This window comes from Streptomyces sp. NBC_01571, from assembly GCF_026339875.1.
GTDB lineage: Bacteria > Actinomycetota > Actinomycetes > Streptomycetales > Streptomycetaceae > Streptomyces.
Genome location: NZ_JAPEPZ010000001.1, coordinates 1,831,267 through 1,853,940, shown reverse-complemented (window position 1 = coordinate 1,853,940; position 22,674 = coordinate 1,831,267). Strand labels below are relative to the sequence as shown.

At 74.2% G+C, this 22,674-nt stretch carries 3 protein-coding genes (1 of these 3 only partly in view); all 3 read left to right on the top strand.

Annotation, left to right across the window (positions count from 1 at the left end; genetic code table 11):
* Positions 1-18: 18 nt before the first annotated feature.
* Tightly spaced (each overlapping or abutting the next), the 3 genes in view from OHB41_RS08245 to OHB41_RS08235 form a layout consistent with a single transcriptional unit that may run on beyond the window.
* Positions 19-13,110: an SDR family NAD(P)-dependent oxidoreductase gene (locus OHB41_RS08245; RefSeq protein WP_266697298.1), complete on the top strand. Its 13,092-nt coding sequence runs from the start codon at positions 19-21 to the stop codon at positions 13,108-13,110.
* Positions 13,107-17,699: a non-ribosomal peptide synthetase gene (locus OHB41_RS08240; protein ID WP_266697297.1), complete on the top strand. Its 4,593-nt coding sequence runs from the start codon at positions 13,107-13,109 to the stop codon at positions 17,697-17,699. The genes OHB41_RS08245 and OHB41_RS08240 overlap by 4 nt, the downstream gene beginning before the upstream one ends.
* On the top strand, positions 17,699-22,674 hold the beginning of the coding sequence (locus OHB41_RS08235; RefSeq protein WP_266697296.1) for an L-histidine N(alpha)-methyltransferase. 13,987 nt of this gene lie beyond the right edge of the window; only the first 4,976 of its 18,963 coding nucleotides appear in the window; it begins with the start codon at positions 17,699-17,701; its stop codon lies off the right edge, out of view. The genes OHB41_RS08240 and OHB41_RS08235 overlap by 1 nt, the downstream gene beginning before the upstream one ends.

Sequence of the window (22,674 nt, the reverse complement as noted above, 5' to 3'; positions counted from 1 at the left end):
ACCACCGGGAGAGAACACGTGAGCCGTCTGGCTGTTCGCTGCCTTCTCCGGCTGACCGGGGACAACCCGATCGTCGACGATCACCGCGTGCACGGGGTGCGCACGCTGCCCGGGGTGACCTTCCTCGACATCGTGTATCGCCTGCTCGCCGAGCGTGGTATCAAGCCGGGCGGCGCCGGGCTTAGCGACGTTCTCTTCGTCGAGCCGCTCACCACCACCGAGGGCTTCGACCGGGAGGTCACGGTCCTGCTGGAGCCGGACGGCGCCATAACACGTGTCACCGCGACCAGCCGGCGCGTTCGCGACGGCGCTCCGGCCGACGACGCGCAGACCACGCATCTGCGGGCCATCCTCCGCGTCGGCCTGCCGGCCCTGACCGGATCCCCGACACCGGCGGGAGCCGTACCAGCGCGCGACGTCGGCGAGGTCTACACGATCGGCAGGTCGGTCGGGATCGAACACCGTGACTTCATGCGCTGTCTCGGCACGATGCGGGTCGAGGCCGATGCGGTACGGGCGCGGCTCGCGCTCGGCGCCGAGGCGCGGGCCACGGCGGACGACTTCATGCTGCACCCGGCCCTACTCGACGGGTCGACCATGCAGGCGTACGCGCTGGCGTTCACCGGGGCCGGAGCCGATGAACGGCCGCTGATTCCCCTGCACATCGGAGAGTTCCGCGCGGTGCGGCCGCTCGGCGACACGTGCACGGTGGAGATGCGGCTCACCCCGGCGGGCCCGGCCGCCGACATCGTCAAGGCCGACATCGACCTGTACGACGCCTCGGGCGCGCCGGCCGCCCGATTCGCCGGCCTGGTTCTCAAGCGGGTCCGCTCTACCGAGGCGATCACCCGGCTCACCGCCTCGGCGACCGCGGCACCCGCGCCCGTGGCCGCTCCTACGCCCGCGCCGGGCGCCTCGCTGCGCGCCGAGATCGTCGAGCTGGTCCGGCAGGTCGCGGCCGACCCGGACCTGCTGGAGGTGGAGGGTGACCGCGGCTTCTACGACCTCGGTCTGGAGTCGACGGACCTGCTCTCCCTGGTCCGCTCCTTCGAGAAGCGGTGGAACATCACGCTCTACCCGACGCTGTTGTTCGAGTACCCCACCGTCGACGCGGTCACGGACCACCTGGCCGGCCTGATCCCGGACCGGCCGCGCACCGAGGCGCCGCCGCCCGACGACACCCCGGCGACCACGGCTTGCCTGACCGGCACATGGCAGCCGACGGCCTGGCCGGACCCGCCGTCGATCGGGTCCCTGCTGATCATCGGCGACGCCCGGCTGCGGCCGGATCAGATCACCGCCCGGCGCGGCCCGGCTTTCCGGCGGCTGGGGGAGCGGGAGTACGAGCTGCGCCCCGACGCGCCGGACGACCTGCGAGCCCTGCTGGCCGACCTGCCCGGCGCCCCGGACTCGGTCGTGCACCTCGGCCCGCGGGCCGGCGACGACCTACCGGAGGGCGTGGAGACCGCGTGCCGGGAGATGCTGGCGCTCGCCCAGGTGCTGCTGGACGCCCCGGTGCCGGTGGTGCACGTCGCCCAGCCGCTGGTCGCCGCGGCGGTGGCCGGAATGGCCCGCACCATCCGCCTGGAGCAGCCGTGCCTGGCCGTGACCGTGGTGGAATGCGCTGGCGACCCCGATCCCCGGGCCGTGCTGGCCGAACTGTCCGCCCCCAGCGAGACCTGGGTCCGGTACGACGGCGGCCGGTTCGTGCGCCGCTACCGCGACGCGGCGCCCGGCGGAACGCGGCCGCTCCGGCCCGGCGGCGTCTACCTGATCACCGGTGGCGCGGGCGGCCTGGGCCGTGCGCTCGCCGCGTCCCTCACCGCGCAGGGCGCCACGGTGGTACTCGCCGGGCGTACCCCGCCGAGCAAGTCGCCGAACGCCGAGTTCGTACGCGCCGACGTCACCGTGTCTGCGGACGTCCAAGCCCTGGTCGACGGGATCCTCGCCAGGCACGGCCGCCTCGACGGGGTGGTGCACACCGCCGGGGTCCTCAGGGACGGCCTGCTGGCCGGGAAGTCACCGGACGACCTGTCGGCGGTCCTGGCGCCCAAGGTGCGCGGCACGCTGCTGCTGCACGACGCGACCCGGCATCTCGGCCTGGACTTCTTCGTCGCCTTCTCGTCGGTGACCGGGGTCGCGGGCAATATCGGACAGGCGGACTACGCCGCGGCGAACGCCTTCGTCGACGCCTGCGCCCGTGAGTACGGGTTCACCTCGGTCGCCTGGCCGCTGTGGGCGGACGGGGGCATGCGTACCGACGCGGCGACCGAGGCGGTGTTCCGGCGGCAGGGCCAGGTGCCGCTGCCCACCGACGAGGGCCTTGCGATCCTCGACGCGATCCGGGACCACCGGGGCAGCGAGGTCGTCGTACTACACGGACGACCCGAGCACGCCCGCCGGGCTCTGGAGCTGCGCGAGCCGGAGACCGACACCGTGACCACGGTCCCGGAACCAGCCATGGGCGCGGTCCGCCGCTCCGTTGCGACCCCCGTCCGGGAACCCCTCGCGGCACCTGCGGGCGATGCGCAGCCGTCCGGCCGGGACATCGCCGTGATCGGCGTGGCGGGCCGCTATCCGATGGCTCCAGACCTGGACCGGTTCTGGGCGAACCTGCTCGACGGACGCGACTGCGTCACCGAGATCCCGGAACGGCGCTGGCGGCTGGCCAGCTTCTTCGAACCGGAGCGGGCCGCCGGGCGCTCGTACAGCAAATGGGGCGGCTTCCTGGACGGGATCGACGAGTTCGACCCCGCGTTCTTCCGGATCACCCCGCGCGAGGCCGAGGGCATGGACCCGCAGGAACGGCTGTTCCTCCAGACCGCGTGGCACGCGTTGGAGGACGCCAGCATCCCCCGCGCCGCGGTCGCCGGCCGGCCCGTGGGCGTGTTCGCCGGCGTCATGTTCACCCAGTACCAGATGCTTGGCCTCGGCGCCGAGGACCGGCTGCCGGTGCTGCCGACGTCGTTCACCTCGGCGGTCGCGAACCGGGTCTCCTACTTCCTCGACGCGCGCGGTCCCAGCCTCGCGCTGGACACCATGTGCTCGTCGTCCCTGACAGCGCTGCACCTGGCCTGCGAGAGCCTGCGCTCCGGAGAGAGCGAGCTGGCGCTGGCCGGCGGCGTCAACCTGATCGTCCACCCGTACAAATATCTGCACCTGAGCCAGGTCGGGTTCGTCTCGACGGACGGGCGGTGCCGGGCCTTCGGCGCCGGTGGCGACGGGTACGTCCCCGGTGAGGGCGTCGGTGTCGTCGTCCTCAAACCCCTGGCGGCCGCCGTGGCGGACGGCGACCGCGTGCTCGCGGTGATCAAAGGCAGCGCGGTCAACCACGGCGGGCGCGCCGGCGGCTTCTACGTACCGAACCCGGCGGCGCAGGCGGACGTGGTCCGGCAGGCGCTGCACCGCGCTGGCGTGGACCCGGCCACGGTGAGCTACCTGGAGGCGCACGGCACCGGCACCGCCCTCGGCGATCCGGTGGAGATCTCCGCGCTCAGCCAGGTCTTCGGAACCGGCGGCACCCGGCTCGGCTCGGTGAAGTCCGGCATCGGGCACCTGGAGTCCGCGGCCGGCATCGCCGGACTGACCAAGGTGCTGCTGCAACTGCGGCACCGCACCCTGGTGCCCTCGCTGCACGCGCGACCGGCGAACGAGGCGATCGACTGGGAGCACTCCCCGCTCAGCGTCCAGCAGGACGTCGGCCCGTGGCGCACCACCGGGGACGCGCCCCGGCGCGCCGGCATCAGCGCGTTCGGCGCCGGGGGCAGCAACGCCCACCTCGTCGTCGAGGAGTACCCGACACCGGCACCGGGCACCGGAGACGGCCCACAGGTGGTGCTGCTGTCCGCGCGTACCCCGCGGGCCCTGCGCCTGCTCGCCGAGCGCTACGCCGAGCTGCCCGCCGGGGACCAGCTGGCGGACCTGGCCGACGCGGCCGGGCTCGCTGGCGCCGACCGGGACGCCTCCTTCGAGGAGTTGGGCCTGGACGCGGACGATCTGCACCGGCTGATGCAGGCCGTGGCCGCCCGCAGCGAAGGGCAACCGCCCCGGGTGGACGCCCAGTCGAGCCTGTCCGCCCTGGCCGCGGCGCTGGGCGGCACCGTCTCGCTGGCGGACATCGCCCACACCACGCAGGTCGGGCGCGACGCGATGACCGAGCGGCTGGCCGTGGTGGCCGCCGACGTCGAGGAACTCCGCGCGGCGCTACGGGCCTTCCTGAACGGTGACGAGTCGCGCGTCCACCGGGGACGCGCCACCGAGCCGGCCGACGCGCCCGCCTCGGCCGACCCGGACACGCTGGCCGCGGCCTGGGTGAACGGCGCCGCCCCGGACTGGACCGCGCTGCACCGCGAACGGCGGGCCCGCAAGATCTCCCTGCCCGGCTACCCGTTCGAGCGGGTGCGCTGCTGGGTCGGGACGGACACCGACGGAACCGGCGCCACCGGCCCGGGCACCGCTGATGCGCCCGGCGCGGCGGTGCCGCGCCCCGAGCCGGTGTCCCTGGGCGCCGACGTTCCACGGTGGGAGCCCTGTCCCGCCCCCGAACCGGTGACACCGGACGGTCCGGTCGTGGTGCTCTACGCACCGGAACGGATGACACTGGCCGCCGAACTGGCCTCCCGGCATCCCGGCGCGCAACTCGTCGAGATCGGCGGCCCGGTGACCGGGGACCCGCGGGTGGTCTACCTGCTCACCGGCCCGGCGCCCACGGCCGGATCCGAAGCCGCGCGGGTCGCCGGCGGGGAAGCGGCCGGGGTCCGGGCGCTGGCCGCCTACGCCCGCCGCTGGGCCCGGCTGCCCGAGATCGACTGGGTCGTGGTCACCGCAGGGGCGGCCGCCCCGCCCGGACGGCGGCTCACCGACCCGTACGCGGCCGGGGTCCTCGGCTTCGCCCGGGTCCTGGAGAACGAACACCGCAGGTGGTCGGTCGCCGTCGTCGACCTCGACCCGGCCCACCTGACCGCGGACCTGCCGGCCCCGGCGCGGCGCGGAACCCGGATCGCCTACACCGGGACGACTGCGCACCGGCAGGCGCTGAGCGAGGCCCCCGCCCCGCACGGCCCCGAGCCACTGCGCAGGGGCGGCCGCTACCTGATCGTCGGTGGCGGCGGCGGTATCGGCCTGGCCCTGGCCCGCAAGCTGGTCGCGGAGTGGGACGCGGAGGTGGTGCTGGTGGGCCGCCGGGAGCGTCCCGACCTGGCGGCCGAGCACCGGATCCGCTACCTCCGCGCCGACGCCGCCGACGCCCGGCAGCTCGCCGCGGCGCTGCACCAGGCCGGCCAGGTGTACGGGATCATCCACGCGGCGATGGTGCAGCGCTCCCGTCTGGTCCGGGACCTCTCCGACGACGATCTCGCCGAGAGCCTGGCGGCCAAGTCCGGCGTCGCCGCCGCTCTGGTGGACGCGATCGGCGTGACGCAACTCGACTTCCTGCTCTTTTTCTCCTCCGCCCAGTCCTTCCTCGGCGAACCCGGCCTGGGCAACTACGCGGCCGGATCGACCTTCCTGGACGCCTACGCGCACAGCCTCGACGAACGCCTGCCGTATCCGGTCCGGGCGGTCGACTGGGGCTTCTGGGGCACGGTCGGCGCGGTCGCCACCGAGAAGCACCGCGCCGAACTGACCGCGGCCGGATTCCACTCCATCACCCCGGACCCCGGCTTCACCGAGCTGACCGAGGCGCTGCGCCGGCCGGCCCCGCAGCTCGTGGTGGCGCCCGGCAGCGTCGCACTGCGGGAGCGGATGACCCCCAGCGAAGGGACGACACCGGCCGTGACACCTGCCGACGGACTGCTGACCAGCGCCGACCTGCGGGTCGTCGACGACTTCCACGTTGTCGACGAGAAGATGACCGCCATCGCCCGCGGCGCACTGCTGGCCGTGCTGCACGAGATCGGCGCCTGGCATGGACCCGACCCGGATGCGGCTGAGGTCGCCCGCCGCGTGGGTGTCACCCCCCGCTACGAACGCCTGCTGCACACCCTGCTGACCATGCTCGCCGACGACGGCGTGCTCACCGTCCACCAGAACCGGTTCCGGCCGGATCGGGACGCGCTGGCCGAGGCCCTCGCCGGAGGTCACGCCGCGCGCCTCGGCGAACTGGCCGCGGCCCATCCGGCGTCCGCGGTCTTCGTCGAGTTGCTGCGCCGCTGCCTCGACCGCTACCCGATGCTGCTCCGCGGCGAATTGCTCGCCACCGACCTGCTGTTCCCTGCCTCGGGCACCTCCGCGATGGAGCGGATCTACCGGGACAACCCGATCAGCGACCTCTACAACGATGTGCTCACCGCGAGGCTGCTGGAGCACGTCGGCCGCCGCCGGGCGCAACTGCGTCCCGGTGAGCGGATCCGGATCGTCGAGGTCGGCTCCGGCACCGGCGGCACCACCGCTGGCCTGCTGCGCGCCCTGGCTCCGCACGGCGAGCACCTGGAGTACTGGTACACCGACCTGTCGGTGGCGTTCCTGGCCCACGGCCGCCGCGAGTTCGGCAAGCGGTACCCGTTCGTACGGTTCAAGCGCCTGGACCTCGACACCGACCCGGTCGCCCAGGGCTTCCCCACGGACGGCTTCGACCTCGCCGTCGGCGCGAACGTCCTGCACGCCACCTCGGACGTGAGCCGCGCCGTGCGGCACCTGCGCACCGTGCTGCGCACCGGCGGGCAATTGCTGCTCAACGAGCTGACCACGGTCACCCTGGCCGCCACCGTCACCTACGGGCTGTTCGACGGCTGGTGGGCACACACCGACACGCACCTGCGGCTGCCCGGATCACCGCTGCTGAACGTGGCCGGCTGGAACGCGGTGCTGACCGGCGCCGGCTACGACCGCTTCCAGGCGCTGCCCACGGACGGCGAGACCAGCCGCAACTTCCAGCACGTCGTCGTGGCCACCGCCGCGGCGCGAGCCACCCAACCGGCACCGGCGCTGGCACCCGGGCGGGACACGGCGCAGGCCCCGGCACACGACGGCGCCTCGTTCACCGCCGAGCTGCTGGCACTGACCTCCGAGGCCTCCGGCATCCCCGCCGAGGATCTCGACCTGGACACCGAGATCGGTGACTACGGGTTCGACTCGGTCAGCTACAGCCTGCTCGCCGGGCGGCTCAACGACACCTTCGGCATCGACGTGACGCCCACCCTGTTCTACGAGACCGCCACCCTGCGCGCACTGGCCGCCCGGCTCGAACGGGACTACGGCGCCACCCTGCCGGAACGGTATGCGCAGCCCGTACCGGAGACGGCGGAAGCCGAGGCGCCGCCGAGCCCCGCGCCGCGGACATCGACCGACGACCTGATCGCGGTGATCGGAATGACCGCGCGGCTGCCCGGCAGCCGCGACCTGGACGACTTCTGGAACCACCTGGTCGCCGGGGACGACCTGGTCACCGACGTGCCCGCGGACCGGTGGGACTGGCGGTCCCTGCCCGCCGACGTACACGCCCGGCGCGGTGGCTTCATCAGCGACGCCGACATGTTCGATCCGCTGTTCTTCGGGATCTCGCCGGAGGAATCCGCCGGCATGGACCCCCAGCAGCGGCTGCTGCTGGAGGGCGTGTGGACCGCGCTGGAGGACGCCGGCCTGCCGCCCGGCACACTCGCCGGCCGGTCGGTCGGGCTGTTCGTCGGCGCGGGATCCAGCGACTACGACGAGATCCGGCGCCGCTCGGACGTGCCCGTCGACGCGCACGCGGCCACCGCGACCGCGCACTCCATCCTGGTCAACCGGGTGTCCTACCTGCTGGATCTGCGCGGGCCGAGCGAGCCGGTCAACACCGGCTGCTCCAGCTCCCTGGTCGCGATCCACCGCGCCGCTGCGGCGATCCGCTCCGGGGAGTGCGACATCGCGGTCGCCGGAGGCATCAACCTGATCCTGTCGCCGCACAACCACCTGTTGCTCAGCCGCACCGGCATGCTCAGCCCGTCCGGCCGGTGCCAGGCGTTCGACGCCCGCGCGGACGGGTTCGTCCGAGGAGAAGGGCTGGGCCTGGTCGTGCTGACCCGGGCCGGCGCGGCGGGTCGGCACCGCGTTCGGGGGCTGCTGCGCGGCTCCGCGGTCAACCACGGCGGCCGGGCCCGTTCACTGACCGCGCCCAACCCCGCCGGACAGGCCGCGATGATCGTGCGCGCCTACACGGAGGCCGGCGTCGACCCGGCCACCGTGGGATACCTGGAGACCCACGGCACCGGCACCGAGCTGGGCGACCCGGTCGAGATCAACGGGTTGCGGATGGCCTTCGATGAACTGGCGCGCCGTCACGGCGGGCTGCCCGGCGAGCCGTTCTGCGGGCTGGGCGCAGTCAAGGCGAACATCGGGCACCTGGAGTCCGCCGCCGGCATCGCCGGGCTGCTCAAGGTCCTGCTGGCGATGCGCCACGGCATCCTGCCGCCGGTGGCCGGACTCGGGGAGCCGAACCCGCACCTGCGGCTGGAGGGCAGCCCGTTCCAGCTGATCCGGCAGGCGACACCCTGGCACCGCCCGCCGGGCGGCGGCAGGCGCCGCGCCGGGGTCAGCTCCTTCGGCTACGGCGGGGTGAACGCCCACGTCGTGGTGGAGGAGCCGGACGAGCTGGCGGTCCCGGCGGCGTCGGCGGGTCCGCTGGTGTTCCCGCTCTCGGCCCGGACCCCCGAGGCTTTGCGCCGCTACGCGACCGCCCTGCGTGCCGCCCTGGATTCGGACGTCGAACTGGTGGACGTGGCCCACACGCTGCAGCATGGCCGGGACGCGATGACCGAGCGGCTGGCGGTGACCGCCGCCGACCGGTCGACGCTCGTCGCGGCCCTCGGCGCGGCGATCGACGGCACCGGCCACCCCGCGCTGGCCCGCCCCGATGGCGTCACATCGGCCGACCGGTGGGTGGCCGGAGCCGAGGCCGTCTGGCCGGACACCGGCGGCACGCTGATCCCGCTGCCCACCTACCCGTTCGAGCGACGCCGGTGCTGGATCGGCGCACGGCTGGAGGAGCCTCCCGTACCCGGTGAGCCCGTGGGCGCCTACGCGCCGCGCTGGCAGCGCATCGCGGACGTGGGCACCCGCCCGCCGGCCGACGGACCGGTCTGGCTGCTCGGCGGCGACGACTACCCGGCGAGCGACGTGCACCGGGTCACCTCCACGTCGTTGGAGTCGCTGCCCACGCCCGCCGTCGTGCACGCGGTCGTCACCGGCGGCGAGCCCGCGGTCCGGGAGCTGTTCCGGGTGATCCGGCATCTGCAGACCCGGCCGGCCGGCGCGGGCGAGCTCACGCTGACCGTGGTCACCCGCGCCGCCGCGGCGGTGGACGGGCCGATCACCGACCCGGTCGCGGCGGCCGCGCACGGACTGGTGAAGTCGGCCCGCCGGGAGTGCGAGAGATGGCGGATCAGCGCGATCGACGTCGGCCCCGGCGACGCCACCACCGTCGCCGCCGCCACGCCGGGCGACTATGCGCTGCGCTCGGGCCGCTGGTACCAGCGGGTGCTCCGGCCGCTCGACGACACCGGTACCCGGCCGGTGTTCCGCGACGGCGGGACGTACGCGCTGGTCGGCGGCGCCGGGGACGTCGGCCTGGACCTGGCCGAGCACCTGGTCCGGGAACACCGCGCAAGGGTGGTGCTGATCGGCCGGACCCGCCCGGAGGGCGCCCGGGCCACCCGGATCGCCGCGTTCGACCCAACCGGCACGTCCGTGGAGTTCCACCAGGCGGACGCTCGCGACGCGGAACGGATACGGGCGGTGTTCGACCGGGTCGGCGTGATCCACGGAGTGGTGAACGCGGCAACGGTGGCGCGGGACCGGTCACTGGCGGCGCTGGACGAGGACTGGTTCGCCGAGGGGCTGACCGCGAAGACCCGCACCACGCTGGCGATCGCCGAGGCGATCGACGGCCGGGACCTGGACTTCTTCGCGATCTTTTCCTCGCTGCAGTCGTTCCTGGGCAATCCGGGCCAGGCCGCGTACGCCGCCGCCTGCACGGCCCAGGACGCGATCGGGCAGGCACTCGCCGCCCGTCTGCCCTTCCCGGTCCGCGTCCTGAACTGGGGGCCGTGGTCGGGCTCGGCGCTCACCGAGCGCCACGGGGGCCGGCTGGCCGCGGCCGGTCTTCATCCGCTCCCGCCCCGCACGGGCATCGAGGCACTGGCCGACGTGCTCGGCCGACAGGAGGTTCAGGTGGTGGTCGTGTCGGGTACCGAGCAGGCTCTGGCCGAACTCGGCGTGCGGACGCCCGACCAGGAGCCGGCTCCGCCGGCTGTCACGCCGGCCGTTCCGCAGCCCGTTGCGCCGGGCTCCGAACCGTGGCGTGCGGCGGTGGCCGCCGACCTGCTGGCTCTGCTGCGCGGCGTGGCCGGGCTGAGGGGGGATGAGCTGACCGAGGGCGACCAGCTCAGCCGGTTCGGCTTCGACTCCATCATGTACACCAAGCTCAGCCACCAGGTGAACGTGCGCTGGGACCTGGACGCGACCCCGGCGGCGTTCTTCGGAGTGGCCACCGCCGGCGAGCTGGTGGCGAAGATCATCGAGGAGTACGGGGAAGAGCTGGCTCGCCACTACCTTCCTGCGGCACCCACCACTCCGGTCGCCGCTCCGGCTTCGACTTCCGGGCTCCTCCCGTCTTCCGCGCCCGTCCCGCCTTCCGGGCTCCTCCCTGCCTCCGGGCCCGTCCCGTCTTCCGGGCCGGTCGCGGGCACCGGAGCCGCCGGGGTGGCGGAGCCCGCCCGTGTCGACGGCGTCGCCATCGTCGGCATGGCCGGTCTGCTGCCCGGCTCGGACGACCTGGACGAGTTCTGGGCCCACCTGGCCGCCGGCGACGACCTGGTCACCGAGATCCCCGCGGACCGCTGGGACTGGCGGCGCATCCACGGCGACCCCGAGCCGGGGGAATTCCGCACCACCGCCCGCTGGGGCGGGTTCTTGCGCCGAGTGGACCTGTTCGACGCGGAGTTCTTCGGCATCTCGCCCACCGAGGCGGTCGCGATGGACCCGCAACACCGGCTGGTGCTCGAAGCGACCTGGACGGCCATTGAGGACGCCGGTATCCGGCCCTCCGACCTGGCTGGCACCGACACCGGCGTCTTCGTCGGCAGCAGCACCTACGACTACTTCGAGCTCCAGCACGCGCTCGGGGTGCCGCTCGACGGGTACAACACCGTCGGCCGGGCGCACGCCATCCTGTCCAACCGGGTGTCGTACCTGCTGGACCTGCACGGCCCGTCCGAGACGATCGACACCGCCTGCTCGTCGTCGCTGGTCGCCGTGCACCACGCGGCGGAGGCGATCCAGCGGGGGGAGTGCACGGTCGCGCTGGCCGGCGGCGTCAACGTGATCGCGTCGCCGACGCTGTTCGTCGACATGAGCCAGGCCGACATGCTCAGCCCCGACGGCCGCTGCCGCGCCTTCGACGCCCGCGCCAACGGCATCGCCCGCGCCGAGGGAGTGGGTGTCGTGGTGCTCAAGCGGCTCAGCGCGGCCCTCACGGACGGAGACGTCATCCACGGCGTACTGCGCGGCAGCGCGATCAACCACGGCGGGCGCAGCAACTCGCTCACCGCGCCGAACCCGGCCGCCCAGGCCGCCTGCATCGTGGCGGCGCACCACCGCGCCGGGACCGACCCGCGCACGGTGACCTACGTGGAGACCCACGGGACCGGCACCGAGTTGGGCGATCCGGTCGAGATCGAAGGCCTCAAGACCGCCTTCCGGCGGCTGTACGCCGCTCACGGCACCGACGGCACCGGGCACCGGGTCGCGCTCGGCGCGGTGAAGAGCAACACCGGCCACCTGGAGGCGGCCGCCGGCGTGACCGGGCTGATCAAGGTGCTGCTCGCCATGCGGCACCGCGAGCTGCCCGGCAGTCCCCACCTAGAGACGCTCAACCCGTACCTGCGTCTCGACGGCAGCCCGCTGCACGTGCTGCGCGACCGTGAGCCGTGGCGGCGCGTCACCGGCCCGGACGGCACCGAGGCGCCCCTGCGTGCCGGGCTGAGCTCATTCGGTCTCGGCGGTGTCAACGCGCACCTTGTGCTGGAGGAGTTCCGCACCCGGCCGAGCGCCGGTCGTACCGGGCCGTACCTGTTCGTGCTGTCCGCCCGCGACGCCGAACGGCTGCGTGGCAACGCCGAGAACCTGGTCCGCTGGGCGCGGGACGCCGACGAGGTGGACCCGGCCGCCCTGGCCTACACGCTGCAGACCGGCCGGGAGGTCTTCGCCGAGCGGCTCGCCGTGGTCGCGGACGACCTCGCCGGGCTGGTGAAACGCCTGGAGGAGTGGCTGGCCGGTGTGACCGCCGACGGCGTCAGCGCGGGCGACGGGCAAGGGACCGGCACGGCGCTGCTGCTGGACGGCCCCGAGGGACGCCAGTACCTGCGCACCGTGGTGGCGGCCGGCAAGCTCGACAAGATCGCCCGGCTGTGGGTGGACGGCGTCGCGATCGACTGGGCCGAGCTGTGGCCGGGGGAACCGATCCGCCGGGTTCCGGCGCCGACCTCCGCCTTCGCCCGGCAGAGCTACTGGATCACCCCCGGGCCACGATTCGACCAGGCTCAGGCCGCCGCGGCCGGGCTCGCCGGAATCGATCAGGATCAGGCCACCGACACATGGCCCGAGCCCGCGGCGGCCGTACCGGCACCTCTGTCCGAGCTGGCATCCCCGTCTGTGCCGGCACCCCCGTCCCAGCCGGCACCCCCGTCCGAGCCGGTGCCGACACCGGCCGGAACGGATGCCGAAGGCGACCCGGAGGCAGCTGTGCGCGACCACGTCCGCACCCTGCTCGCCGCGCACCTGGGCATGGCACCGGACCGTCTGCCACCCGACCGGGTGCTGTCCGACGTCGGTGTGGACTCGCTGGGCCTGCGCCGCCTCAGCCGCCGCCTCGGCGCCGCCTACGGCGTCGACATACCCGCCCGCATGTTCGGCGTCGGGCAGACCGTGCGCGCTCTGGCCCGGGCCGTGCACGACACGTACGGCCCCCTGCCCGCGGCCGCCGCGCCCGAGCCGACACCCACGTCGGCCGCCGTGCCCGAGCCGACGCCCACCCCGGCCGCCGCCAACGGAGTCGGCGCCCTGCTGGCCGGGCTGCGCGACGGATCGGTCACGGTCGACGACGCGCTGGCCGAGCTGCGGCAGGGGAGTGTCCGATGAGCCCGGCACTGCGCGACGTCCTCGCCGCGGTCGCCTCCGGTGAGCTGCCGGACGAGATCGCCGAGTCGCTGCTGCGCGGCCTGACCGCTCCGGCACCGGAGCCGGGGCCGTACCCGCTCAGCCGCGGCCAGGCGGCGCTCTGGGCGATCCACGCGAGCCGGCCCGGCACCACCTCCTATAACCTGCCGCTGGGGCTGTGGCTGGGCGACGGGATCGACCCGGACGTGCTCACCCGGGCCCTGATCGCCGTCGTGGAGCGGCAGCCGGGTCTGCGGATCGCCGTCCGACTGGACGGGACCACGCCGGTGCAGGAGATCACCGAGCGCCCCGCCGAGGTGGTCCGGCTCGACCTCGGGCATGTCACCGACGGGGAATTCGCCGCGCGCATCCGGCGCCTGGTGCACACCCCGTTCGACCTGGAGCACGACCCCCTGCACCGGATGTGGCTGATCGCGGCGCCCGGTGGCCGGACACTGCTGCTCCTGGTGTTCCACCACATGATCACCGACGGGATCTCCAGCCACCTGCTGCTGCGCGACATCGTGGCCTGCCACGACGCACTGGCCGGTCGAGGCGTTCTGCCGCCGGTCGAGCCGGCCACCCCGTACCGCGAGTTCGTCCGTCGCCAGCAGGAACTGCTCGACGGGCCGGAGGCCGAGAAGCACCGCCGCTGGTGGCTCGACCAGCTGGCCGGTGCCTCCAGCGGTCCGGTCCTCGACGCGATCACCGATCGGCACCGGGTCGAGCCGCCCACCACCGACACCGGCGCGATGGTGCAGTTCCGGCTGCCGGAGGCGACCTGGGCGGCCCTCCGCCAGGTCGCAGGAGCGGCCGGGCTGACCCCGTTCAGCGTGCTGCTGAGTTCCTTCGTCGCACTGCTGCACCGGCACTCCGGCCACCGCGACATCAGCGTCATGGTGCCGACCGACGGCCGGATCTCCGAGCGGTTCGACCGCACCGTGGGGTACCTGATCAATGCGGTGGTGGTACGGATCGACTGCGACCCGCAGCGCAGCCTCGCCGAGCTGATGACCGCCGTGCACGACCACATGGCGCAGGCCGAGGAGCACAGCTCCTACCCGTTCGCCGCCGTGGTCGGTGACCTGCGCCGCGCCAGCGGCGCCGCGGTCTCCTTCGACATCGGCTTCTACCTGCAACAGGGCGTCGGCGGCGACCAGGACATGGCCGCCGGGCAGACCGTCTTCCAGGACGCCCTCGAACTGACCCAGGAGGGTGAGAACCCGCTGGTCGTCGAGGTGGTGGTGCGCGGGTCGGAGGCGTTGGTCTACCTCAAGTACGACCGTGACCTGTTCGACCCGGCCACGGCCGACCGGCTGGCCGAGCACTACCGGCTGCTGCTGGAAACCGTGGCCGCCGATCCGCGCCGGCCGATCGGCGATCTGCCCCTCATCACCGCGGCGGAACGCGCCCTTGTCGACCGGGCCAACGACACCCGTGTCGCCCGGCCGCGCGACGTGACCGCGGCCGGCCTGGTGCTGGCCCGCGCGGCATCGGCCCCGGAGCGCGTCGCGGTGGTGGACGCCGACGGTGCCACCAGCTACGGCGAACTGGCCCGGCGGGTGCACGCACTGGCGCGAACCCTCGGCGAATCCGGCGTGGGCCGCGGCGACCTGGTCGGTGTGCTGTCCGGCCGGCGAGCCGCCATGATCGTGGCGATGCTGGCGGCGCACACCGCAGGCGCGGCCTACGTACCGCTCGACCCGGGCTTCCCGGCCGCCCGCCTCGCGCACATCTGCACCGACGCCGGTCTCGCCGCGGTCCTCGTCGACCCAGCGTACGCCGACCGCCTGCCGGCCGGGACACCCGGCGCCCGCATCCCGCTCGGTGACTCGGGCGACGCCGCCCCGGGCACGCCGGTCGCCTGCCACGACGACGATCTCGCGTACGTGCTCTACACCTCCGGATCCACCGGCCGACCCAAGGGCGTCGAGGTCACCCACGGCAACCTGGTCAACTTCCTCACCGCGATGGCGAACCGGCCCGGGTGCGCCGCCGACGACGTGCTGCTGGCCGTCACCACGGCCGGGTTCGACATCGCCGGCCTAGAACTGCTGCTGCCGCTCACCCAGGGTGCGGCCGTCCACATCGCGCCGGCCGAGGTCACCCGGGACGGCTTCGCGCTGGCCGGCCTGCTCGACAGCAGCGGCGCGACCATAGTGCAGGCCACACCGGCCACCTGGCAGATGCTGCTCGCCGCCGGCTGGAGCGGACGGGTACCCCGGCTGCTCTGCGGCGGGGAGGCGCTGAGCGCCGAGCTGGCGGCCGACCTGCTCGACCGCTCCGGCGAGTTATGGAACATGTACGGACCGACCGAGACCACGATCTGGTCCTCGGCGCTGCGGGTACGCCGCGACCGGCCGATCACGGTCGGCACGCCGATCGCGAACACGACGTTCCACCTCGCGGGCCCGGACGGCGGCCCGGTCCCGTTCGGCGCCACCGGGGAACTGCTGATCGGCGGTGACGGCGTCGCCCGCGGCTACCGCGGCCGCCCCGAACTGAACGCCGAGCGTTTCGTCGAGCAGGACGGGCAGCGGCGCTACCGCACCGGAGATCTGGCCCGGTGGACCGAGACCGGCGAGCTGCTGCTGCTCGGTCGCGCCGACCGGCAGATCAAGCTGCGCGGGCACCGGATCGAGCTCGGCGAGATCGAGGCGGCGATCCGGCGTACCGGTGCGACCGGCGAGGCGCGGGTGGTCCTGCGCGAAGAGCGGCCCGGGCATCCGCGCCTGGTCGCCTTCGTCGTCGCCGAGCCCGCGGCGGTCGCGACGATCGCCGGGCGAATCGAGGAGTGGCTTCCGGCGTACATGATCCCGTCCCGGACGGTGCCGATGACCGGCCTGCCGATGACCCCGAACGCCAAGATCGACGCGGTCCGGCTCGCCACCGCCTCCCTGGACGAACTGATCCGTGAGTTCGGCCACGCCGAGAGGCCGCGGGAGCCCCGGCCGAGCGACAGCGGCCGGTTGCTGGCCACCCTGCGGGAGCTGACCGCGGGTGTCGCCGGGGTGGCGCCGCAGGACATCCCGGTGGACCGGCCGCTCGGCGAGGCGGGCTTCGACTCGGTCGGTTTCACCCGGCTCGCGATGGCGGTCCGCACCCGCTTCGGCGTACCGATCAGCCCCACGCTCTTCTACGCGCACCCCGCGCTCAGCTCACTCGCGGCGCACCTCGGCGCCAGCGGCCTGGACACCTTCACCGAGACCGCAGCCGAGCCCGAGCGGGCCCGGGCGGCGGCCACCGTCCGGGCCTCCGGGCCCGCCGTACCTCCTGAGGCCCTCGGCTACCCGCCCGTGGCGATCATCGGCGTCGGCGGCCGGCTGCCGGCCTCCGGGTCGCTGCACGAGTTCTGGACCCACCTCGCCGAGGGGCGCGACCTCACCGCGCCGTACCCGCTGGAGCGCGGCTTCTCCGCCCGGGTGTTCCCGGAACGCTTCCGCGGCTCGTTCGTGCGCGACGTCGACGCCTTCGACGCGGGGCGGTTCCGGATCTCGCCGCGCGAGGCGGCCCAGATGGATCCGCAGCACCGGCTCCTGCTGCACGCCGCGGACGAGGCCCTGCTCGACGCCGGGCTCGTGCCCGCGGCACTGGTCGGCAGCCGTACCGGGGTGTTCGTCGGTCTCAGCGGCGCCGACTACCTGAGCCTGCTGGGCCCGGGCTCGCCGGAGATGGGCGATCACTTCCTGATTGGCAACGTCGCCTCGATCGCGGCCAACCGCATCTCCTACGTGTACGACCTGCACGGCCCCAGCGCGGTCTTCGACACCGCCTGCTCCAGCTCCCTGGTGGCCATCCACCGCGCGGCCCGCGCCTTGCACCTCGGCGACTGCGAACTCGCCCTGGCCGGCGGCGCGAACCTGCTGCTGTCCCCGCACGGTTTCACCGGCCTGAGCCGCGCCGGAATGCTCAGCCCCGACGGGCGGTGCAAGACCTTCGACGAGCGCGCCGACGGCTACGGCCGGGGCGAGGGCGTGGTCCTGCTGGCGCTCAAACTGCTGGAGCGCGCGATCGCCGACGGCGACCCGGTGCACGGCGTCCTGATCGGCTCGGCCGAGAACCACGGCGGCCACACCCACTCGCTGACCGTGCCCAACCCGCAGGCCCAGCGCGACGTCCTGCTCACGGCGCACCGGGCGGCGGCGGTGCCGCCCGACACCATCGGCTACATCGAGGCGCACGGCACCGGGACGCCACTCGGCGACCCGATCGAGGTGGACGCGCTGCGGGAGGCGTTCGGGCAGCTCTACCGCGACTGGGGGCTGCCTGTCGTGGCGGGACGCACCGGGCTCGGCTCGGTCAAGTCCAACATCGGCCATCTGGAGGCCGCCGCCGGCGTCGCCGGAGTGGTGAAGGTGCTGTTGAGCATGCGGCACCGCCTGATGCCCGGCCTGGCCGGCCTGGGCACCCCCAACCCGATGATCGACCTGGCCGGCAGCCCGTTCCGGCTCCAGGCCGAGACGCAGCCCTGGGAGCCGCCGGACGGCGTGCCGGCACGCGCCGGCGTCAGCTCCTTCGGCATGGGTGGCAGCAACGTACACGTCGTCGTGGCGGAAGCGGAGAAGCACTGATGGGTAACAGCACCGAGGACCGTGCCACCCGGCTGATCGTCCTGTCGGCCGGCGGCCGCGACCAGCTCGACCGGTACCGGGCCGAGCTGGTCACCTGGCTGCAGGAGCACCCGGAGGCGGCCCTCGACCGGATCGAGAGCACCCTGCGCACCGGCCGCGAGGAACTGGACGAACGCCTCACCGTGGTCGTGACCAGCGTCGCCGAGCTGACCGAGCGGCTGCGCGACGGCACCGGGGTGGTCACCGGCACCGCAGTGCCGGCCACCGGCGAGCCCGTCCAGGCCTCGGATCTCCACGAGGCCGCCCGGCTCTGGGTCGCGGGTACCCCGGTCCTCTGGCCGGAGCAGGCGGGTCCGCGCCCGGCCCGGCTGTCACTGCCGCAGCCGCCGCCGGTGACCCGCCGGTACTGGATCAAACCGCCCGCCGCCCTCACCGCCGAGCCGGCCGAGCGGCTGCTCACCGGCGACGAGTTCTTCCTGCGTGACCACGCGCTGGGGCAGGTGCGCATCCTGCCGGCCGTCGCGGCCCTGGAGTTCGCCGTCGACGCCGCCGCCCGCGCCGGGCACGGTCGCGCCACCGGCGTCGAGAACGTCCTCTGGGCCCGGCCGGTGCTGTTCACCGGCGAACCGGTCCGGGTACAGCTGCGGTTCACGCCCGCCACCGACGGCGTCGCCTACGAGCTGCGGCGCGTCGACGGCAGCCCGGACGGGGAGCTGTGCTCGACCGGAACCCTGCGTTTTGGCGCCACCGAGCCGGCCCCGCCCCTCGACCTGGCCGCGGTACGCGCCCGTCTGCCGCGGACCGCCTCGGCCGACGACTGCTACGCGGTCTTCGCCGCGCTCGGCGGTGGGTACGGACCGAGCCTGCGCGGGCTGCGGTCCATGCGTTCCGTCCAGGGCGAGGCGCTGGCCGAGGTCGCCGTGCCCGACGCCGCGGACCTGCCGTTCGACGACTTCACCCTGCACCCGTCCCTGCTGGACGCCATGCTGCAGGCGGCGCTCTGGACCGCCGCCGACCCGTCCGCGCCCCGGCCCCGCGAACTGCCCTTCTCCATCGACCGGGTGGAGATCCTCGGGCCGCTGCCGGAACACGGGTACGTCCATGCCGTCGCCACCGCGACAGGCCACGACATCGCACTCGCCGACGCCGACGGCCGCATCGCCGTCCGGCTGCACGGTGTGGTCACCCGCGCCGTCAAGGACCCGGCCGACGCGGTGGACACCCACCTGCTGGCGCAGCGCTGGCAGGACGCCCCCGCCCGCGGCGGCGCCCCCGCCGGCTGCACGGTGATCCTGGCGACCGGCGAGGACGGGCCCTTCCCGAGCTCCGGCCCGATCGTGGTGGTCCGCCTCGGCGACGACGACCCGCTGCCCGGCCTGGTCCGGCTCTTCCGGGCCTGGGCCGCGCAGCCGGACCGGCAGCCGATCCGGGTGCTGCACGTGTTCCGCCCGTCCGGTGCGGCCGCCGACGCCCGTCTGCTGGCTCTGGACGGCATGGCGCGCAGTATCGCCAACGAGCATCCGGACTTCCGCGCCGCGGTGATCACGACCGAGGGCGCCGACCTGCGGGCAGTCGCGGACGCCGAGGCTGCGGCGGACCACGAGTTCCGGGTCCGGTACACCGCCGCCGGCCGGCAGGTGGCCCGCTGGGAGCCGATCGTCCCCGCCCCCGTACCGGCGCCGCTGACGCCTGTCGGGACGGTGCTGGTCACCGGCGGCGCCGGCGCGCTGGGCCGGCACCTAGTCACCCACCTGGGCCCGTCGGCCCGTTACGTGCTCACCGGCCGGTCCGCCGACGCCGACCTGACCGCCCTGCGCGCCGCCGGGCTTGATGTCCACTACCTGCCCTGCGACCTGGGCGCACTGGGCGCGGCCGAGCGGCTGGTCGAGCGCGTCCACCAGAAGTTCGGCCCGTTGCGCGGGGTGCTGCACCTGGCTGGGGTCACCCGTGACTCGTTCCTGCTGCGCAAGACCGACGAGGAGATCGCCGCGGTGCTGGGGCCGAAGGTCGACGGCACCCTCGCACTGGACCGGGCCACGGCTGCGGACCCGCTCGACTTCTTCGTCTGCTTCTCCTCGATGTCCGGCGCGGGCAGCCCGGGCCAGGCCGACTACGCGTACGCGAATCGTTTCCTCGACGCGTTCGCGGCCTGGCGTCGCGGCAGCGACCGGCCCGGCCGCAGCCTCAGCGTGCTGTGGTCGCTGTGGGCCGACGGCGGCATCCGGATGGACGCCGACGACGCCACACAGGCCCGCACCGCCCGCCGCGCCGGGCTCCGGCCGCTGCCGACCGCGGACGCCCTGCGCGCCTGGGACCGGGCGCTGGGCCACGACGGCGATCACGTGCTCGTGGCGCACGGCGAGCTGGACCGCATCCGCGGCCTGCTCGACGCGCCGGCGGCTTCAGCGCCGGTTCCGGCACCGGCGCCGGAACCGGCGACCGCCACCGGGCCGGCCACTGCGGCCGCCGAGGACTTTCTGCGCGGCGTGCTGGCCAACGTCCTCGAATACCCGCCGGAGGACATCGACGCGGACACCGCGTTCGAGCAGTACGGCATCGACTCGCTGTTGATCATGGATTTGACCCGGCGGCTGGAGGACCACTTCGGATCACTGCCGAAGACCCTCTTCTTCGAATACCAGGAACTGCGCGGGCTCGCCGGCTGGTTCGCCGAGCAGCACGGCGGCCGCCTCGCCGAACTCACACCGGCACCGGAATCGGCACCGGTATCAACACCGGAATCGGCACCGGCTCAGGCACCGGGGTCGGTCGTCCCGGCCGCCGTGGCGGCCGTACCGGAAGCCGCCCCGAGCGGCGACCGTCCCACGCCACCCTCCACGGACGCCCCGGAGCCCATCGCGATCATCGGCGTCGCGGCCCGGTTCGCCGAGTCCGACACCCTCGATGAGTTCTGGGCGAACCTGCGAGCCGGCCGTGACCTGATCACCGAGATTCCGGCGGACCGCTGGGACTGGCGCGACTACGACGAGGCCACCCCGGCGGACCGCGCCGCCGAGTACAGCCGGTGGGGCAGTTTTCTGCGCGGCATCGACCGGTTCGACCCGCTCTTCTTTGGCATCTCCCCGCGAGAGGCGGAGATCATCGACCCGCAGGAGCGGCTGTTCCTGCAGACCGCCTGGCACGCCATGGAGGACGCCGGCCTCACCCGGGCCGACCTGCGCGCCCGCCGCGTCGGTGTGTACGCCGGCGCTATGTACGGCCTCTACCAGCTCCACGAGGCCGCCGACGGCCGTATCGGCGCATCGTCGCACGCGTCCATCGCCAACCGGGTCTCGTACACCCTGGGCGTGACCGGCCCCAGCCTGGGGGTGGACACCATGTGCTCCTCGTCGTTGACGGCCATCCACCTCGCCGTGCGCGACCTGCGTTCCGGTGAGGCCGAAATGGCCCTCGCCGGGGGTGTCAACCTGCACGTCCACCCGTACAAGTACCGGTTCCTCGGCCAGGGCAGCTTCACCTCCAGCGACGGCCGTTGCCGCAGCTTCGGCGCGGACGGCGACGGCTACGTGCCCGGCGAGGGCGTCGGTGCGGTGCTGCTCAAGCCCCTGTTGGCCGCCGTCCGCGACGGCGACCACATCCACGGCGTCATCCTGGGCAGCTCCGTCAACCACGGCGGCAAGACCAATGGCTTCACCGTGCCCAACCCGGTCGCGCAGAGCGACCTCGTCGAGCGGGCACTGGCCGAGTCCGGGTCCGCCGCCACACTCGGCTACCTTGAGGCTCACGGCACCGGCACCGCACTGGGCGACCCGGTGGAGATCCGGGCCCTGGCCCGTGCGCTGGGCGCCTCCGGTCTGCCCCGGGGCAGCCTGCCGATCGGCTCGGTGAAGTCGAACATCGGCCACCTTGAATCGGCCTCAGGCATGGCCGGGCTCTGCAAGGTGCTCCTGCAGATGCGGCACGGGGAACTGGTGCCGTCGCTGCACGCCGACCCGGTCAACCCGAACATCGACTTCGACTCCACGCCGCTGCGGGTGCAGACCGAGGTGGCCCCGTGGCCGCGCCGGGACGGCCTGCCGCGCCGCGCCGGGATCAGTTCGTTCGGCGCGGGCGGAGCCAATGCCCACCTGGTCGTCGAGGAGTACGTTCCCGGGCCTGCGCCGGCCGCCGCACCGGGCCCCTGGCTCTTCCCGCTCTCCGCCCGCACCCCGGAGAGCCTGCGCGCGCTGGCCGAGCGGCTGGCCGACGCAGTGGAGAACGGCCTCGCCGACCGGCTCGCCGACGTGGCGTACACGCTGCAGCACGGCCGCGAGGCCTGGGCCGACCGCATGGTGGTGCTCGCCTCCACGGCGGACGAGCTGGCCGGTCGGCTGCGCGCGGGCACCGGAACCGGCGTGTGGACGGGCAGCGTCCGCAGCCGTGCCGCCTCCCGCGCCGCCGCGCCGGCCGCCACGGACCCGGCCGGCCTGGCTGCCGCCTGGACCTCCGGCGCGACCGTCGCCTGGCCGGGCACCGGGCGGCGGCTGCCGCTGCCCGGCTACCCGTTCGAGGAGCTGCGCTGCTGGCTCACCGAGCAGATGTGGGCGCCGTCGCCGGCCGGCCCGGCCACGCATCCGCTGCTGGACGAGATCGAGCCGGCCGACAGCGTGGACGGCCTGACCTACCGCACCGCCTTCGCCCCCGCGCACCCACTGATCGACGGGCACCGCGTCGGCGACCTGCGCCTGCTTCCCGCCGCAGCGGTCCTGGAGATGGCCCGGGCCGCCGCCGCGCACGCCGGGTACCCGGTGCCGGCTCGGCTGCGCGACGTCCGGTGGCTGCGTCCGCTCGTGGTCACCGAGGCCGCGGCCTCCGCCCGGACCCGGCTGCGCCGCGACGGCGCCGGCCTGGCCTTCACGCTGCTCGGCGACACCGGCGACCGGCTTGCCGAGGGCGTTGTCGAGGCGTTGGCCGACGATGTGCCGGAGCCCGTACCGGTCGAGCTGATTCGGGCCGCCCTGCCGCACCGGCACGA

Coding starts and splice junctions, on each gene's coding strand:
- OHB41_RS08240 (WP_266697297.1), top strand. CDS start 13,107: ATGAGCCCGGCACTGCGCGACGTCCTCGCCGCGGTCGCCTCCGGTGAG.